Origin of the sequence: Rhizobium sp. BK212 (genome assembly GCF_014197475.1) — a bacterium.
Taxonomy (GTDB): Bacteria; Pseudomonadota; Alphaproteobacteria; order Rhizobiales; family Rhizobiaceae; genus Rhizobium; species Rhizobium anhuiense.
The window spans coordinates 51,443-69,078 of sequence record NZ_JACIFS010000003.1; the positions used below are offsets into that span (position 1 = coordinate 51,443).

At 61.2% G+C, this 17,636-nt stretch carries 16 protein-coding genes; 12 read left to right on the top strand and 4 right to left on the bottom strand.

Translation table 11 applies throughout. From position 1 onward, the window contains the following. The first annotated feature begins 57 nt into the window (after positions 1–57). From FHT79_RS10255 to FHT79_RS10305, 11 genes are all read left to right on the top strand, one after another. Positions 58–963, top strand: a complete 906-nt coding sequence (locus FHT79_RS10255; protein WP_047610242.1) for a sugar ABC transporter permease — start codon at positions 58–60, stop codon at positions 961–963. Further along, positions 956–1,900, top strand: a complete 945-nt coding sequence (locus FHT79_RS10260; protein WP_047611637.1) for a carbohydrate ABC transporter permease — start codon at positions 956–958, stop codon at positions 1,898–1,900. The genes FHT79_RS10255 and FHT79_RS10260 overlap by 8 nt, the downstream gene beginning before the upstream one ends. 4 nt (positions 1,901–1,904) lie before the next feature. After that, positions 1,905–2,996 (top strand): ABC transporter ATP-binding protein, encoded by a 1,092-nt coding sequence (locus FHT79_RS10265; RefSeq protein ID WP_174824474.1) that lies wholly within the window; start codon positions 1,905–1,907, stop codon positions 2,994–2,996. A gap of 125 nt (positions 2,997–3,121) precedes the next feature. Continuing rightward, complete coding sequence (locus FHT79_RS10270) at positions 3,122–5,584, top strand: glycoside hydrolase family 2 protein (protein WP_097594294.1); 2,463 nt, start codon at positions 3,122–3,124, stop codon at positions 5,582–5,584. Between the two features lie 37 nt (positions 5,585–5,621). Continuing rightward, positions 5,622–6,383, top strand: a complete 762-nt coding sequence (locus tag FHT79_RS10275; RefSeq protein ID WP_063475051.1) for a sugar phosphate isomerase/epimerase — start codon at positions 5,622–5,624, stop codon at positions 6,381–6,383. A gap of 8 nt (positions 6,384–6,391) precedes the next feature. After that, positions 6,392–7,525, top strand: coding sequence for a Gfo/Idh/MocA family oxidoreductase (locus tag FHT79_RS10280; protein ID WP_063475050.1), 1,134 nt, complete (start codon positions 6,392–6,394; stop codon positions 7,523–7,525). Positions 7,526–7,653: 128 nt separating this feature from the next. Continuing rightward, positions 7,654–8,685 carry an L-glyceraldehyde 3-phosphate reductase gene (mgrA, locus tag FHT79_RS10285; protein ID WP_183903341.1) on the top strand — a complete coding sequence of 344 codons (1,032 nt, stop codon included), beginning with the start codon at positions 7,654–7,656 and terminating at the stop codon, positions 8,683–8,685. 98 nt (positions 8,686–8,783) lie between these two features. Beyond that, on the top strand, positions 8,784–10,397 hold the full coding sequence (locus FHT79_RS10290) for a glycoside hydrolase family 43 protein (protein WP_183903342.1): 1,614 nt from the start codon (positions 8,784–8,786) through the stop codon (positions 10,395–10,397). A gap of 576 nt (positions 10,398–10,973) precedes the next feature. Beyond that, positions 10,974–11,900: an ABC transporter ATP-binding protein gene (locus FHT79_RS10295; RefSeq protein WP_097594296.1), complete on the top strand. Its 927-nt coding sequence runs from the start codon at positions 10,974–10,976 to the stop codon at positions 11,898–11,900. After that, positions 11,897–12,658, top strand: coding sequence for an ABC transporter permease (locus FHT79_RS10300; RefSeq protein WP_047610230.1), 762 nt, complete (start codon positions 11,897–11,899; stop codon positions 12,656–12,658). The genes FHT79_RS10295 and FHT79_RS10300 overlap by 4 nt, the downstream gene beginning before the upstream one ends. Before the next feature lie 111 nt (positions 12,659–12,769). Continuing rightward, positions 12,770–13,507 carry an SDR family oxidoreductase gene (locus FHT79_RS10305; protein ID WP_097594297.1) on the top strand — a complete coding sequence of 246 codons (738 nt, stop codon included), beginning with the start codon at positions 12,770–12,772 and terminating at the stop codon, positions 13,505–13,507. On the opposite strand, the gene FHT79_RS10310 is transcribed toward FHT79_RS10305, so the two are convergent. Next, positions 13,470–14,393 (bottom strand): LysR family transcriptional regulator, encoded by a 924-nt coding sequence (locus tag FHT79_RS10310; protein WP_097594298.1) that lies wholly within the window; start codon positions 14,391–14,393, stop codon positions 13,470–13,472. The two genes, FHT79_RS10305 and FHT79_RS10310, sit on opposite strands and share 38 nt — an antisense overlap. Positions 14,394–14,519: 126 nt before the next feature. Continuing rightward, the gene (locus FHT79_RS10315) at positions 14,520–14,957 is read right to left on the bottom strand and encodes an EamA family transporter (protein ID WP_097594299.1); all 438 of its coding nucleotides are present in this window, start codon (positions 14,955–14,957) and stop codon (positions 14,520–14,522) included. 490 nt (positions 14,958–15,447) lie between these two features. Between FHT79_RS10315 and FHT79_RS10320 the strand changes: the two genes are divergently transcribed. Continuing rightward, positions 15,448–16,701: an MFS transporter gene (locus tag FHT79_RS10320; RefSeq protein ID WP_097594300.1), complete on the top strand. Its 1,254-nt coding sequence runs from the start codon at positions 15,448–15,450 to the stop codon at positions 16,699–16,701. Positions 16,702–16,712: 11 nt separating this feature from the next. Here the strand turns inward: FHT79_RS10320 and FHT79_RS10325 are convergent, their stop codons facing one another. Then, entirely contained in the window at positions 16,713–17,414 is a 702-nt protein-coding gene (locus FHT79_RS10325; RefSeq protein ID WP_047610219.1) for a TIGR02281 family clan AA aspartic protease, read from the bottom strand. Then, the gene (locus FHT79_RS10330; protein ID WP_047610217.1) at positions 17,411–17,629 is read right to left on the bottom strand and encodes a DUF1289 domain-containing protein; all 219 of its coding nucleotides are present in this window, start codon (positions 17,627–17,629) and stop codon (positions 17,411–17,413) included. The genes FHT79_RS10325 and FHT79_RS10330 overlap by 4 nt, the downstream gene beginning before the upstream one ends. Between the last annotated feature and the right edge of the window lie 7 nt (positions 17,630–17,636).

Sequence of the window (17,636 nt, forward strand, 5' to 3'; positions counted from 1 at the left end):
AGGTGGCGCTTTGCCGTTCTGTCACGGGTCGCAGTCGCGATTTGAGGAGAAGTGTTCATGACGGGTCAAGCGAAAGCAGGCCGGCCAAACAAGTTACTGCGCAATCTGAATGCAAAGATTGCGTCCATCCCGATGATCCTGACAGCGCTGGTGATCTTTGTCGGCGGCACGTTCTGGACGGTGTTTTATTCCTTCACCAATTCCAAGCTCCTTCCTCGGTTGAGCTTTGTCGGCATCGACCAGTACGAGCGCCTCTGGGCGGCACCCCGCTGGGTGACGGCGATCCAGAATCTGGCTGTCTATGGCATCCTCTCGCTGATCTTCAGCCTGGTCATCGGTTTCATGCTCGCCGCGCTGATGGACCAGAAGATCCGTTTCGAAAACACCTTCCGCACCATCTTCCTCTATCCCTTTGCGCTGTCCTTCATCGTGACGGGCCTCGTCTGGCAATGGGTTCTGAATCCCGATTTCGGCATTCAGGCGGTGGTGCGCTCGATCGGCTGGACGAGTTTCACCTTCAATCCGCTCTATACGCCTGAAATCGTCATCTACGGCATTCTGATCGCGGCGCTGTGGCAGGGAACGGGTCTCGTCATGTGCCTGATGCTTGCCGGCCTGCGTGGGATCGACGAGGACATCTGGAAAGCGGCGCGCGTGGACGGTATTCCGATGTGGAAGACCTATCTCTTCATCGTTATCCCGATGATGCGGCCGGTGTTCATCACGACGATCGTCATCATCGCCTCCGGCATCGTCAAGGTCTACGACCTTGTGGTCGCTCAGACGTCCGGCGGACCGGGTATTTCTTCGGAAGTGCCGGCGAAATATGTCTACGACTACATGTTCCAGGCGCAGAACCTGGGGCAGGGCTTTGCCGCCTCGACCATGATGCTCGTCACTGTCGCGATCATCATCGTTCCGTGGGCCTATCTGGAATTTGGTGGAGGGCGCAAGCGTGGCTAATATAGAAGCTCTCAACACCGTTGCTGCCGGCATCGACGCCGTTGCCCCGAAGCTTGGCGACGGCCCCAGCGGCCCGAGGCCGCGCCCGGCGCTGTCGGCGCGCAACATCATGCTCTACGGTACGCTGATCGTCGCAGCACTTTATTATCTGCTGCCGCTCTACGTGATGGTCGTGACGTCGCTGAAGGGCATGCCGGAAATCCGTCTCGGCAATATCTTCTCGCCGCCGATGGAGATCACCTTCGAGCCCTGGGTGAAGGCCTGGGCGCAGGCCTGCACCGGGCTCAATTGCGATGGCCTGTCGCGCGGCTTCTGGAATTCGGTGCGCATCACGGTGCCGTCGGTCATCATCTCGATCGCGATTGCCTCGGTGAATGGCTATGCGCTGGCCAACTGGCGCTTCCGGGGATCCGAGCTCTTCTTTTCGATCCTCATCATCGGGGCATTTATTCCCTATCAGGTGATGATCTATCCGATCGTCATTATCCTACGCGAAATCGGCATTTACGGCACGCTGAGCGGCCTCGTCATCGTGCATTCGATTTTCGGCATGCCGATTTTGACGCTGCTCTTCCGAAACTACTTCGTGTCGCTGCCGGAGGAACTGTTCAAGGCGGCGCGCGTCGACGGGGCCGGTTTCTGGCAAATCTTCCTGAAGATCATGCTGCCGATGTCGCTGCCGATCTTCGTCGTCGCGATGATCCTGCAGGTGACCGGCATCTGGAACGACTTCCTGTTCGGCGTGGTCTTCACCCGTCCGGATACCTATCCGATGACCGTGCAGCTGAACAACATCGTCAATTCCGTCCAGGGCGTGAAGGAATACAACGTCAACATGGCGGCAACGATCCTCACGGGTCTCGTGCCGCTCATCGTCTACTTCGTGTCGGGACGGCTTTTCGTCCGCGGCATCGCCGCCGGCGCAGTGAAGGGTTGATCTCATGAATATGAATGCAAGCGTCTCCATCAAGGATCTGTCCCTGAACTTCGGTGCGGTGAGCGTGCTGAAGGATCTCAACCTCGATATCAACGACGGCGAATTCCTCGTGCTGCTCGGCTCGTCCGGTTGCGGCAAGTCGACCTTGCTGAATTGCATCGCCGGCCTGCTCGACGCCTCGGAAGGGCAGATCTTCATCAAGGGCAAGAACGTTACCTGGGAAGAGCCGAAGGATCGCGGCATCGGCATGGTGTTCCAGTCCTATGCGCTCTATCCGCAGATGACCGTCGAGAAGAACCTTTCCTTCGGTCTTCGCGTCGCCAAGGTGCCACAAGCCGAGATCGACAAGCGCGTGGCGCGAGCCTCCGAAATCCTGCAGATCCAGCCGCTTTTGAAACGCAAGCCGGCCGAGCTTTCCGGCGGCCAGCGCCAGCGCGTGGCGATCGGCCGGGCGCTGGTGCGCGATGTCGACGTCTTCCTGTTTGACGAGCCGCTGTCCAACCTTGACGCCAAGCTCCGCTCGGAGCTGCGTGTCGAGATCAAGCGCCTGCACCAGTCGCTGAAGAACACGATGATCTACGTCACCCACGACCAGATCGAGGCGCTGACGCTTGCCGATCGCATCGCCATCATGAAGAGCGGCATCATCCAGCAGCTCGACGATCCGACGACGATCTACAACAGGCCGCGCAATCTCTTCGTTGCCGGCTTCATCGGCTCGCCTTCGATGAATTTCCTGCACGGCGAGCTGGTCAAGTCAGGCGACGGCATTGCCTTTTCTGCCAACGGCGTCATTTTCTCGCTCGCGGCTTACGACGCCAACGAGACGCTGCAGCCCGGCCGCAAGGTGGTGCTCGGCGTCCGTCCCGAACACATCAAGGTCAACGAGAATGCCGGCGGCGAAGAACATGACGCCACCGTCGATATCGAGGAGCCGATGGGCGCGGACAATCTGCTGTGGCTGAAACATGCCGGTCACACGATGTCGGTACGCGTCAACGGCGCGCGCCGCTTCAATGTCGGCGCCAAGGTGAAGCTCAGTTTCGACATGACGGTCGCCTCGGTCTTCGATGCGGAAACCGAGCTGCGTCTCTAGAGAACAATGCGGGCGGGGCCGAAATGGCGCCGCCCTATCTCCAATCGGCCGTCAGGCCAGCCAAATTCGGCCGCGGTCCGGCTTGTCCGGCGATCCCCAGGAGCGGTCCGATCGGGATACTACTAATGACATCCTTGCCGAAGAACGGTTTCAACATCGACCTTTCCGGTTCGTGGCAGCTTGCCTCCGTCGATGGCGAGATCCGCACTGCGATCATTCTGCCGGGCGACGTGCACACCGCGCTCCATCGCGCAAGCCTGATCCCCGATCCCTATTTCGGCCGCAACGAGGAAAAGGTGCAATGGGTCGCCGAGCGCGAATGGGCGGTCGAGCGCAGCTTCACGCTTCAGGAGGTCGAGGGCGACTGGTATCTCGATATCGATTATCTCGACACGGTCGCCAGCGTTCACGTCAACGGCTTCCTGGCGCTTGAGGCCGACAACAGTTTCCGCCGCTACCGGCCTGATGTTTCCAGCATGCTGAAAGCAGGCGACAACAGCATCCGCATCGTCTTTGCCTCCAGCGTCGCCGTCGCTGCTGCGCGGCAGAAGCAGCAGCCCTTCTACATTCCCTACAGCACCGGCAATTCGCCGATCCCCGACGGCAACATGCTGCGCAAGCCGCAATGCCATTTCGGCTGGGACTGGAACATCGCCATTGCGCCGCTCGGCCTTTACGGCACGATCGCGCTGAAAAAGCTCGAGACCGCGCGCATCGAGCATGTGGTCACCCGTCAGACCCACAACAATGACGGCTCGGTCGATCTCAAAGTGACGGCGACGTTGTTTTCCAAGGGGCCGAGCATTGCCCAGGTCTATTTCGAACTCGACGGCGAGCGCGTGCGCCTGGATGTCGGCGTCAACGGCGAGAGCCATGTCAACCACCTCTTCCATATCGACAATCCGCGCCTCTGGTGGCCTTCCGGCAGCGGCGAGCAGGCGCTCTACAGGCTGTCGGTCGAAACGTCGACGGATGAGGTGATAAAGCAGATCGGCCTTCGCACCGTCGAGCTGATCACCACGCCGGATGCATCAGGCAGTCGCTTCGCCTTCAAGGTCAACGGTCATGAGATCTTCTGCCGCGGCGCCAACTGGATCCCGGCCGACGCGCTGTTTTCGCTGTCTTCGCCTGAGAAGACCGAGGATCTGCTGCAATCGGCCAAAGCCGCCAACATGAACATGATCCGCGTCTGGGGCGGCGGCTTCTACGAGCAGGATCATTTCTATGATCTCTGCGACCGGCTGGGTCTCATGGTCTGGCAGGACTTCATGTTCGCCTGCAACCTCTATCCCTCGACCGAGGACTTCCTCGACAATGTGACGATCGAGGTCGATTACCAGGTGCGCCGGCTCTCCTCGCATCCGTCGGTCGTGCTCTGGTGCGGTGATAACGAGCTGGTGGGCGCACTCACCTGGTTCGAGGAATCCCGCAAGGATCGCGACCGCTATCTCGTCTCCTACGATCGCCTCAACCGCACCATCGAGCAAGCGGTGAAGAAGGCGCTGCCCGGCGCGCTCTGGTGGCCGTCGAGCCCGGCCTCCGGCTATCTCGATTTCGGCGATGCCTGGCATGCCGACGGATCCGGCGACATGCATTACTGGTCGGTCTGGCACGAGAACAAGTCGTTCGACAATTACCGTTCGGTGCGTCCGCGCTTCTGCTCGGAATTCGGCTTCCAGTCCTATACCTCGCTGCCCGTGATCAAGAGCTATGCCGAGGAGAAGGACATGAACGTCGCTTCTCCCGTGATGGAGCTGCACCAGAAGAATGCCGGCGGCAATGAGCGCATCGCCGGCACGATGTTCCGCTATTTCCGCTTTCCCAAGGATTTTCCGAACTTCGTCTATCTCTCCCAGATCCAGCAGGGACTCGCCATCAAGACGGCAGTGGAATACTGGCGGTCGCTCAAACCCCATTGCATGGGCACGATCTACTGGCAGCTCAATGACACCTGGCCGGTCGCCTCCTGGTCGAGCCTCGATTATGGCGGCCGCTGGAAGGCGATGCACTATCTCGTCAAGCGTTTCTTCCAGCCTGTCGCGGTCGCCGCCATTCCTTCCGACGACGGAAAGACGATCCGCTTCTCGCTGGTCAACGATACGCTTGCCGATGTCAGCATCGACCTTTCGATCTCGCTGCTGACGATGAAGGGCGAACGGCGGCACCTCAAGGACGTGCAGGCCATGTGCTCGCCGGATGCGGCGGTAACGGCCACGAGCATCGACGTCTCCGACATTCCCGACGGAACGCTGCTGGCCTGGCATTTCACCGCGTCGAACGGCACGGGCGGCGAGGGGCACTATGTCAACGGCACCTACAAGGCGCTGGAGCTGGAGCCCGCGGGGCTCACCGTCACCCACGAATATATCGAGGGGAATGGTTCGGTCGACATCAAGGTCACCGCTGGGGGACTTGCGCTCTTCGTGATGATCGAGACCGAGACGGACGGCAAATATTCCGACAACGCCTTCGACCTTGCGGCCGGCGAGAGCCGCCGCATCACCTTTACCCCGGCACGGCCGCTTGATCGCGGCGCGCTTCCGGCGTTCCGGCTCTACGACCTGCATTCCTGCCAGTCGGCGGATTGATCTTGCAAGAATGGGCACGAGGCCCAAGGAGAACATGATGACGAAACTCAGCTACCAGCTTTATAGCGCCCGCAACTTCCAGCCCTATTCTGTGATTTTCGAAAAGCTCGGCAAGGCGGGTTATGCCGAAGTCGAAGGCTTCGGCGGCATTTACGCCGATCTCGACGATGCCGGGCTGAACAGCCTTCGCGCCGACCTCGACAAGAATGGCCTGGTCATGGCGACCGGCCATTTCAGCCCAGACTTCCTGGAGAAGGACGTTCAGAAGTCGCTGAACATTGCCAAGATCCTCGGCATGGATTCGATCTATGCGCCGCATCTGGCAGCTGACCAGCGGCCGTCTGACGCCGCCGGCTGGGTCGCCTTCGGCAAGCGCCTGCAGGAAATGAGCAAACCCTACAAGGATGCCGGTTACGAATTCGGCTGGCACAATCATGACTTCGAATTCTTCAAGCTGCAGGACGGCTCGCGGCCGATCGAGCGCATCTTCGAAGGCGCACCCGATATTTCCTGGGAGGCCGATATCGCCTGGGTCATCCGCGGCGGCGCCGATCCTTTCGCCTGGGTCGAGAAGCTCGGACCGCGCATCACCGCCGTGCACGTCAAGGACATCGCGCCGGCGGGCGAAGCGACGGATGAGGACGGCTGGGCCGATGTCGGGCATGGCAAGGTCGAGTGGGCGAAGCTGATCACGGCGCTGCGTGCCACAAGGGCGAAACACTTCGTCGTAGAACATGACAACCCCAAGGATATCGACCGCAACATCAGCCGCTCGATTGCATCCTTTCAGACTTATTGAGGCACATCATGACCAGGGAACTTGGCGTCGGCATCATTGGATGCGGCAACATCTCCACCACCTACTTTTCACTGGCACCGCTCTTCAAGGGGCTGAAGGTGCTCGCCTGCGCCGATATCAACGTGCAGGCCGCCGAGGCGCGCGCCAAGGAATATGGCGTCAAGGCGCAGACGATCGACGCGCTTCTTGCCAATGACGAGATCGACGTCGTCGTCAACCTGACGATCCCGGATGCTCATTTCCGGGTGTCGAAGGCGATCCTCGAGGCTGGGAAACACGTCTATTCGGAAAAGCCGCTGGTGCTTTCGCTCGAAGAGGGCGAGGAGCTTCGCCGCATCGCCAAGGAGAAGAAGCTTGCCGTCGGCTGCGCGCCCGACACCTTCCTCGGCGGCGCCCACCAACTCGCCCGCAAGTTCATCGACGACGGCGGCATCGGCCGGGTGACTTCGGGCGCCTGCTACGTCATGAGCCCCGGCATGGAGATGTGGCATCCGAACCCGGATTTCTTCTTCCTGCCGGGCGGCGGCCCGATCCTTGATCTCGGCCCCTATTACATCGCCAATCTGATCAATCTGATCGGCCCGGTGAAACGCGTCGGCGGCATGACCTCGATGGCGTCGCCGACCCGCACGATCACCAGCGAGCCGCGCAACGGCGAGATCATCCCCGTCAAGACGCCGACGACGATCCAGGCGCTGCTCGAATTCGTCAACGGCGCCACGGTGACGCTGACCGCGAGCTGGGACGTGTGGTCTCACCGCCATGCCAATATGGAGCTCTACGGCACCGATGGCTCGCTCTACGTACCGGACCCGAACTTCTTCGGCGGCGTCGTCGAGGCCAGCGGCCGCGACAAGGACATCAAGCCGCTGGAGGCTTGGGAGCATCCGTTCGGCAAGATCAACCAGGAAAACCCGAACGGCGCGCGCGCCAACTACCGCACCGCCGGCCTTGCCGACATGGTGTCGGCGCTGATCGAAGGGCGCGATGCGCGCTGCTCGCTCGACCGCACGCTGCACGGCGTCGACGTCATGACCTCGATCCTGAAATCGGGCGAGGAGGGCCGTTTCATCGACCTGACGACAACCTGCACGCAGCCGGCCGCCCTCGGTATCGAAGAAGCGCAGGCGCTCTTGAAGTAGGTCTGCGAAGCTCTATCGTCGGCGCGGGCGATGAGCCCGCGCCTTTTTACTTCGGTCGTTTGTTACGCGCGATTCCTGGGAAAAAGGCTGCATGCTTTTCCAGGAATTGCTTTTAAAGGATTGGGATCATGAGCTGGCAACCAGCCGCAGACCGCTATTCGAAAATGAAATATAACCGCACGGGCCGTTCCGGCCTGAAGCTGCCGGCCGTCTCGCTCGGCCTCTGGCACAATTTCGGCGGCGACACGTCGCACGACCGCAAGATCGATATGTGCCGCACGGCCTTCGACCTCGGCATCACCCATTTCGACCTCGCCAACAATTACGGCCCGCCGCCCGGCAGCGCCGAGACCGCCTTCGGCGAGATCCTGCGCACCGAATTTGCCGGGCTTCGTGACGAGCTGATCATTTCGTCGAAGGCCGGCTATGACATGTGGCCCGGACCCTATGGCGAATGGGGCAGCCGAAAGTACCTGATCGCCTCCTGCGACCAGAGCCTGAAGCGCATGGGCCTCGACTATGTAGACATCTTCTATTCGCATCGCTTCGATCCGGAGACGCCGCTGGAAGAGACCTGCGGCGCGCTCGACCATATCGTCCGCTCCGGCCGGGCGCTCTATGTCGGCATTTCCTCCTATAATTCGCAGCGCTCGCGCGAAGCCGCAAAGATCCAGCAGGAGCTCGGCACGCCGTGCCTGATCCACCAGCCGAGCTATTCGATGCTCAATCGCTGGGTCGAAGACGACAAGCTGCTCGATACGCTGGATGAGGTCGGCATGGGTTCGATCGTCTTCTCGCCGCTTGCCCAGGGCATGCTGTCGACGAAATATCTCGGCGGCATTCCGGAAGACAGCCGCGCGGCGCAGAACCACTTCCTCAAGCGCGATTTCATCCGCCCTTCGATCATCGACAATATCCGCAAGCTCAACGGGATCGCCGAAAAGCGCGGCCAGACGCTGGCGCAGATGGCGATCGCCTGGGTGCTGCGCGGCGGCCGCGTGACCTCGGCGCTGATCGGCGCCAGCCGCTCCTCGCAGATCGTCGATTGCGTCAAGGCGCTCGACAATCTCGAATTCACCGTAGAGGAACTTGCCGAGATCGACGTCTACGCCCGCGAGGCCGACATCAACCTCTGGGCCAAGTCGGCCGAACGCGCATAAATCAAGCCGGGCCCGGGGAGGAAACTCTTCCGGGCTCTTTTCTGCTATGATCTGATGTACGTGCAGCAAATAGCACCGATGCTCGGAGGAGACCGTCCATGATCCGCAATCCCATCCTGCCGGGGTTCAACCCCGATCCGTCGATCTGCCGCGTCGGCGCGGATTATTACATCGCCACCTCGACCTTCGAATGGTATCCCGGCGTGCAGATCCACCATTCGCGCGACCTGGTGAACTGGACGCTGGTGCGCCGGCCGCTGGAACGCAGGTCGCAGCTCGACATGCGCGGCAATCCCGATAGCTGCGGCATCTGGGCGCCGTGTCTTTCCTATGCCGACGGGCAGTTCTGGCTTGTTTATACCGACGTCAAGCGCTTCGACGGCAGCTTCAAGGACGCGCCGAACTACATCGTCACCGCACCCTCGATCGAGGCCGAATGGTCCGACCCCGTCTATGTCAATTCCTCCGGCTTCGATCCCTCGCTGTTTCACGACGATGACGGCCGCAAGTGGTTCGTCAACATGCAGTGGAACCATCGCACCGAAAGCTACGGCGGCTCGCCGAAGTCACCGGCCTTCGACGGTATTCTGCTGCAGGAATGGGATCCGGCGACAAAGGCGTTGAAGGGGCCGATCAAGAACATCTTCGCCGGCAGCCCGCTCGGCCTCGTCGAAGGCCCGCATCTCTTCAAACGCAACGGCTGGTATTATCTGACGACCGCCGAGGGCGGCACCGGCTACGACCACGCCGTCACCATGGCGCGGTCCCGCGATATTGACGGACCCTATGAGATGCATCCGAACATGCATCTGATCACCTCCAAGGACCACCCGGGCGCGGTGCTGCAGCGGGCAGGGCACGGGCAGTATGTCGAGACGCCCGACGGCGAGGCCTACCACACCCATCTCTGCGGCCGGCCGTTGCCGCCGAAACGGCGATGCACACTGGGGCGAGAGACAAGCCTGCAGAAATGCGTCTGGCGCGACGATGACTGGCTTTATCTCGAAAATGGTACCAGCGTACCTGATGTCGATGTACCCGGTCTCTTCGGCGCGACGCCTGTGGAAAAGCCGATGCGCAGCGAATACAGCTTCGACGGCGGCACGCTGCCTGCCGATTTTCAGTGGCTGCGCACGCCCGAGCCCGAGCGCATCTTCAACCTGACGGATCGTCCCGGCCATTTGCGCCTGATTGCGCGCGAAAGCATCGGTTCCTGGTTCGAACAGTCGCTGATCGCCCGCCGGCAGGAACACCACAGTTTCCGCGCCGAGACCGTGATCGAGTTCTCGCCCGACACCTATCAGCAGGTGGCGGGGCTGACGCATTACTACAACCGGCACAAGTTCCACGCCGTTGCCGTGACGCTGCACGAAACACTCGGCCGCTGCGTGACGATCCTCTCCTGCAACGGCGACTACCCGAACGGACGGCTGAGTTTTCCCGCCGAAAGCGGCGTTTCGATTGCCGCCGAGGGCCGCGTCCAGCTCGCCATGGAAATCCGCGAGAACGACCTGCAGTTCTTCTGGCGGACCGAAGGCAAGGGCGCATGGCAGCCGATCGGCCCGGTCCTCGACGCCGGTGTGATTTCCGACGAGGGCGGACGCGGCGAACATGGCTCCTTCACCGGTGCATTCGCCGGCGTATTTGCCTTCGATACGTCAGGCCGGGCGAAGACTGCTGATTTCGACTGGTTTGTTTATGACGAGTTGTAAGGGCGAACGACGATAGGACCGAATGCGCCGATCGCCAGCGAGGGGCAACAACGGATAACCCACAAAAAGAAAGCCGGCGCAGGGCCGGCTTAAGACGAACACGGCTGGACAGGGGATACGGGCCGGTTCCAAGCGCTTCGTAACTGAACAATAACTTTCACTACATGCCGAGGCAGCCAAAAAGGGGCGCAACGAGAACGCCCGGAGACGGCTCCGCAAAGGGATGGGCGGCGGGGGCGGATGCCGGTGCTGGCCTCGGCTCTCTTATCGGGCATGAATATCACCGGATGATGACATCTGAGCCCGGCCGCTGCCTTTCTTTTCGCAAGGGGCGGTTCGTCGCGAAGCCCGATGCCGACTACCCCGCCCGCGCCAGCGGGCCGACTGCGCCAGCGGGCTTTCCGCGCCAGCGGATTGACAATGTCAGCGGGCGCCCTGTGTTAGTGGGCGCCTACGCTAGCGGGCCAACTATGTTAGCAGTGCGCGAATGCAGTGTTCAGCGCTTAAGGATGTTAAAGCGTTACAAAGGGACTATATAGCGGCCGAGTAACTTCCGAGAATCCTCAAGAGTTCCGCATGGCCCCCATCATTTCCGTTCAGAACCTCACCAAGACCTACGCCAATGGGTTCGAGGCCCTGAAGGGCATCAATCTCGACGTCGAAAAGGGTGAGATCCTGGCGCTGCTCGGGCCAAACGGCGCGGGCAAGACGACGCTGATCTCGATTATCTGCGGCATCGCCAATCCGAGCGGCGGCCGGGTGTTGGTCGCCGGCCACGACGTCGTGAAGGATTTTCGCGCCACCCGCGGAATGATCGGGCTGGTGCCGCAGGAACTGACCACCGATCAGTTCGAGACGGTGTTCAATACCGTCAGCTTTTCGCGCGGTCTGCACGGCAAGAAAGCCAATCCTGCTCATATCGAGAGAGTGCTGCGCGCACTCTCGCTCTGGGACAAGAAGGACAATATGCTGCGCCAGCTCTCCGGCGGCATGAAGCGGCGAGTGCTGATCGCCAAGGCTCTCTCGCATGAGCCGGATATTCTTTTCCTCGACGAGCCGACCGCCGGCGTCGACGTGACGCTGCGCAAGGACATGTGGCATGTCGTCGAAGAGCTTAGGGCCTCCGGCGTCACCATCATCCTGACCACGCATTATATCGAAGAGGCCGAGGAAATTGCCGACCGCGTCGGCGTCATCAACGGCGGCGAATTGCTGCTCGTCGAGGACAAGGCGGCGCTGATGGCCAAGCTCGGTCGTAAGCAACTCATCCTCGATCTCACCGAACCGCTCGACCGGCTGCCGGATTGTTTTGCCGGCAATGGATTGACGCTGGAGGCTGACGGCAGCCGGCTGACTTATGATTTCGACACTGACAACGAGCAGGAAAGTATCGCGGCACTGCTGACCCGACTCGGCGAGAACAATATCCATTTCAAGGATCTCTCGACGCGGCAAAGCTCGCTTGAGGACATCTTCGTGGCGCTGGTGGGAGCGGACAAATGAACGTCGAAGCCGTCAAATCGATCTATTTCTTCGAGATGGCGCGCACGCGCCGCACCCTGCTGCAGAGCGTCATCTCGCCCGTGATCTCGACATCTCTTTATTTCATCGTCTTCGGCGCCGCGGTCGGCTCGCGCATCCAGGAGGTGGAGGGCGTGTCCTACGGCGCCTTCATCACCCCCGGCCTGATCATGCTGACGTTGCTCGGCCAGTGCATCAGCAACGGCTCCTTCGGCATCTATTTCCCGAAATTCACCGGCACGATCTACGAGGTGCTTTCGGCGCCGGTGGCGATGACCGAGATTCTGCTCGGTTATGTCGGGGCGGCGGCGACCAAGGGAATGATTATCGGCTTCATTATCCTCCTGACCGCCAATCTTTTCGTCGACGTTAGGATCGAGCATCCCTTCATGATGATCCTGTTCTTCCTGCTGACGGCGATCACCTTCAGCCTGTTCGGCTTCATGATCGGCATCTGGGCCGGCAATTTCGAACAGCTGAACCTTATTCCCATGCTGGTCGTGCCGCCGCTCACCTTCCTCGGCGGCAGCTTCTATTCAGTCAGCATGCTGCCGCCTTTCTGGCAGGCGGTCAGCCACCTCAACCCGGTGCTCTATCTCGTCAGCGGTTTCCGCTGGAGCTTTTACGGGATCGCCGATGTCAATCCGGCGATCAGCCTGGCGATGATCACGGTCTTCCTGGGCATCTGCCTGGGAACGCTCGCCTGGATATTCAAGACGGGGTATCGGCTGCGCAACTGACCGTTTTCCTGAATAACATCATCGGATTTTCCGATGATGTTATCGATTTCTTCCGTTTTTCTTCCGCTTTGGCCTGGGGCATCTGCTGGTCAGCCAAGAAGGAGACGGCAGGTGACGGATATCAGGATCGAAGGCGCGAAGATCATTATTGTTGGCGGCAGTTCCGGCATGGGACTGGCGCTTGCTGCACGCCTACTTGAGGAGGGAGCGTCCGTGACGATCGCGGGACGTAGCGCCGACAGGCTTGCGGCGGCGCGGCGCGATCTCGGCGATCACCCTGGATTGGCGACGCTTGCCGTCGATATATCGCGGGAGGAAGAGGTCGCGGCGCTTTTCCGCAATAGCGATCCCGTTGACCATATCGTCAGCACCGCCGCTGACATCGAAGGCGCCTACCAGTTGCTGCCGTCGATCGAACTTACGGCGGCACAACGTGTGGTCGAGAGCAAGTTCTATGGGCCGTTACTGCTGGCGAAATACGGTGCGCCCCTCCTGCCTCCATCAGGATCGATTACTTATACATCGGGCGTTGCGGCCTATCGGCCGGCGGCGCGGGGATCGGTCGTCGCTGCCGTTAACGCTGCGCTCGAAGGCCTGGTCAGGGCGTTGGCGATCGAGCTGGCGCCGATCCGCGTCAACGCCGTGTCGCCGGGATGGGTGGACACGCCGATTTGGAGCTTGGTTGCTGGCGACGCCAAGCAGGCGACGCTTGAGGCCATGGCACAACGCCTGCCAGCCGGGCGTGTCGGCAGACCCGGGGATATTGCCGATGCGATCCGCTTCCTGATCGGCAACGGCTTCACCACAGGCACTATCCTGCACGTTGAAGGCGGACATCGGCTGGTTTGAGGGGCTGAAGGTTGTCGGACGCTGATGCCAGCAAGAGAGAAAGCGCCGGCGGCTGAATTCGCCGGCGGCGCCACACCATGATCAGCGAAGCGGCAGGTGGATTGCCCGGCCATGGCAGTTCGACGACGTCGTCGCGTGTTGCCGCATGGCCGAGCGCAAGGCGTGGCACAAGGCCGTAACCAGTGCCAGATGCAACGAGTCGGATGATCGTGGCGATGCTGTCGGCCTCAGTGACGATCGGTGGCGTGGCGATGCCGGCGTCGGCAAAGGCGGTCTCGAACAGGTGACGGTAGACGCAGCCGGTTTCGGTGGCGACGAAGGGCGCGTTCTTCAGTGCGGCGAGGCTTGCGGGTGGTCGGGCTTGCAAATCGCGGCCGGCAATCAGCACCAACTGTTCGCTGCAGATGCGGCGCGTCAAGAAGCGTTCGTCCTGATGCCCGCGATCGAAGGTGAAGGCGACATCGATCGAGCCCTGCTGCAACTGCGCAACCAATTCGCCGCTGCCGCCGACCTTGAGCTTGAGGCCGACGTCTGGGTTCTTCTTGCGAAAGAGTGACAGCCACGGCGCCAGCCTTTCGGCGGCGATGGTTTCGAGCGTACCCAAGGTGATGGACTGTCCAGCGCTGCCGGCTGCAGCACTGACGGCGGCCTTCGCCTCGTCGTTCAGCGCCAATATCTCTTCGGCATAGGCCTTGAGGACCGCGCCCGCCGGTGTCGGGACCACGCCCTGCCGCGAGCGGAGGAAGAGCTCTGCGCCCAATTCCTCTTCCAGCGCCTGTATCTGGTCGCTGAGGCTCGACTGAGCGAGATTGACCTCGGCGGCGGCGCGCGTCAGATTTTCGTGCCGGATCACCGCAAGGAATGTCTTCAATTGTCGCAGGTTCATGTTGGCTCCGTACGACGCGTGGAGGCGCCTTGACGCAGGATATCAACAAAGCAGAACGTGCTGCAATGCAGGTGCATTTGGCGACGAAGGCTTGTCTTTCCTGCTGCGTGTGGCCCCCGCTTCATCTCAGGCGCTGCTGACGAGCAGAGCGCCTGAGATGATCAGGAGGGTACCGGCGGCGAGCCTCATTATGTTGACCTCGGAGGCTTCACCGAGAATGACGGCGCCGATTGCCAGCGTCACCAGGACGTTGCAGCTCCAGATCGGAGCGAGTTTCGAAACCGGGACGCCATAAGCAAAAAGCGCAAAGCTGATGAGGCCGGTGCCGACGGCAAAGCAGGCGCCCGCGATGGCGGCAAAACCGAGACCCTCGGCGGTCCAGGGGGCAGGGCGCCAGATCAGCGCGGCGAGCAGACCGGCGAGCGCGCAGACAGCGCCGAAGGCGATCAGATAGATGGCGGAGCCGGTGGCTGATGTGGCGCTCTGTTTCTGGAAGATGGCAGTGATGCCCCAGAAGAAAGCCGGCAGAACGCCGCCGATGACGATCGGCCAAAGTGAATTCATCGCGAAGCTCCTGTCGCACCCATGGATTAAGGCCTCGCCCAAGGCGAAGGCCGGTCGAACATGCGGTGCCACCAGACTACAGCGCCGCGCGTCTTTCAGACGCGCAAAGGACGCTGTAGCACTTTGAATTGCTGCATAATTCCTGAAATCGATTCCGATTTCAGGAATTATGCAGGGGAAGTTTCTTTTGCTCTTTGTGGTCTTGTTGTTGCGCTTGAAGCTGACAGATCCGAACGCTGCCGTAAAGCCGCTCCGCCCGTCAAAAAGCGGCACATTGACGGAGTGCGAATGTCTCTCTAGCTGTAGCGGCCATGAAGATCGCAATGGTTCTTGTCGTGGTGATAGAGCGCATGGGCAGGATGGTGTAACCATCCGGCAAACAGCCCCATGCGCGGAAATCGAGCTCCTGACGGGGCTTTTTTTATGCCCTGAATTTGGGCTGCGCCTCGTCAGATTTCCCACGACATCTCGCTGACAAAACGGCAAGACCATGACTCGCGACAATGCTGTTCAGAACTCCAGCAGCCGCATGACCGACACGACGGTTGCGACATCGACCGCGGCGGCGCCCCGGCGCACGATCCTCCTCCTGCTCACGGCGCTCTCGGTATTGCCGGTGAACATATATCTGCCGGCGCTGCCGAACATCGCGGCCACGTTCCAAGCCGATTTCGCGCTCGTCAATCTGTCGGTTGCGGGCTATGCGATCGTCAACGCCCTGACGGAGATCGTCGCAGGCGCAATGTCGGATCGATATGGGCGCAGACCGGTCGCACTGGTCGCCGTCGCCATTTTCATCGTCGCCTCCGTCGGTTGCGCCTTTGCTCCAAATATCGGCATCTTCCTTCTGTTTCGCGCCATGCAAGCGTCCATCGCCGCATGTTTTTGTGTCGCCCTCGTCGTCATCAAGGAGACGGCGGGCGAAGGTCAGGCCGCCAACAGAATTGGTTACGCCGCCATGGGATGGGCAATTGCTCCCATGCTGGGTCCCACTTTCGGCGGAGCTTTGGACGAGTTGTTCGGATGGCGGTCGATTTTCGTCGCCCTTGCGCTGCTCGGGGCCGCCATCCTCGCGATCTCCATGCGCGAGCTCAAGGAGACCGCCGAACACAAATCGAGATCGAGAGGCAACCATCTCGCCTCCTATGGGCAGCTTCTGGGTTCGGCACGGTTCTGGGCCCATGCGCTGTGCATGGCCTGTTCGACGGGCACTCTCTATATTTTTCTTGGAGGAGCATCGTCGGCCGTTGGCGAGTCGCTCGGCGGATCAAGCGCAAAGCTCGGCTTCTACATGGGAATGGTCCCTGCGGGGTTCATTCTGGGCAGCTATCTCGCCGGCCGCTTCACCGGGAACTCGCCGGGCACAACCCTTGTCATTGCGCGCCTGGTGACGTGTATGGGTCTATTGTTTGGGCTTATCTTCTCGCTGTCGGGCGCCACCCACGTCCTTGCGTTCTTCGGACCCTGCATATTCATCGGCATCGGCAACGGATTGACCTTTCCCGCCGCCAATCTGGGTGTAATGTCCGTGCGCGCCAATCTCGCGGGCACCGCCGCGGGCCTTGCTGCCGCGATGTCGATTGGCGGCGGAGCACTCATCGCCTCGGTCGCCGGGCTGTTTCTCGGTGGGCCGGGCGCGGTTCACACGCTATTCGGCCTGTTGCTGATATCGGCTTCGCTCGCATTGTCGGCAGCGTTTTTTGCGGCACTCGTCGATCGGCGACGGGGTGGCAACGGATCGTGAGCGCCTCGGGTTCAATCGCGCATGCGCAGTTCATCGGTCTGCATCTGCAGGGAGCCCAGCGTTTCCAGGAAGCTCATGCCGAGCAGGCTCTGGTCGAGCCGGCCGTCCTCGGCGACGCTGGCTGCGACATTGTTGCGGACGATCGGGCCGATCGCCACCTGGTCGAGCGTGACGGGTGCTGCGCGGCCGCGGCCGTTGGCGGTCATGACGGTCATGGAATAGGTGAGGCCGGAGAGGTCGATGCCGATCCGCTCGGCATCTTCGCGCGACAGCGCCACCATGCTGGCGCCGGTGTCGACGAGCATCTGGATCGTCTGGCCGTTGACAGCGACATCGGCTTCGAAATGGCCGTTCAGCAGCTTGTGCAGGATGATCTCCTGGCCGCCCTCGCTTGTCGTGACGACGACGGCGTGGCCGGGAACGAGGCCGGCGAGCAGCCTGTTGCCGACGCCGAGCGCCTCCTGGCGATAGAGATAGACGGTCGCGAGCGCCAGGATGATGACCAGCCAGATCATCATCTGGCGCATCGTTTCGCCGACACTGCGCCGGCTGGCCCAGATGCCGGCCGACAGCATCAGCGCGATCGGCAACAGATAGACGACGCGGCCGAAGTCATCGCTCTGCAGGCCGAGGATATGGCCGCTGTCATTGTTGACGATCAACACGGCAAGGCCGATGCCGATCACGACGAGGAAGACGGTCAAACGGATCATAAAGGCCGCTCCGACCGACTGGCGAGGCTTGTTTCCATATGGTTTGGCACCGCGGCGATGCCTGCAAGCCTCGCCGGCAGCAGCGCCATGATCCGTCTTCGCTCGGCGTCGGAGTAGTTCATCCAGCTGCCGATCTCCTGAAGAGTCCGGCCGCAGCCGGCGCAAAATCCGGCGGAGGGCTCCATGGAGCAGACGTGAATGCAGGGTGTTTGCATGAGCGAT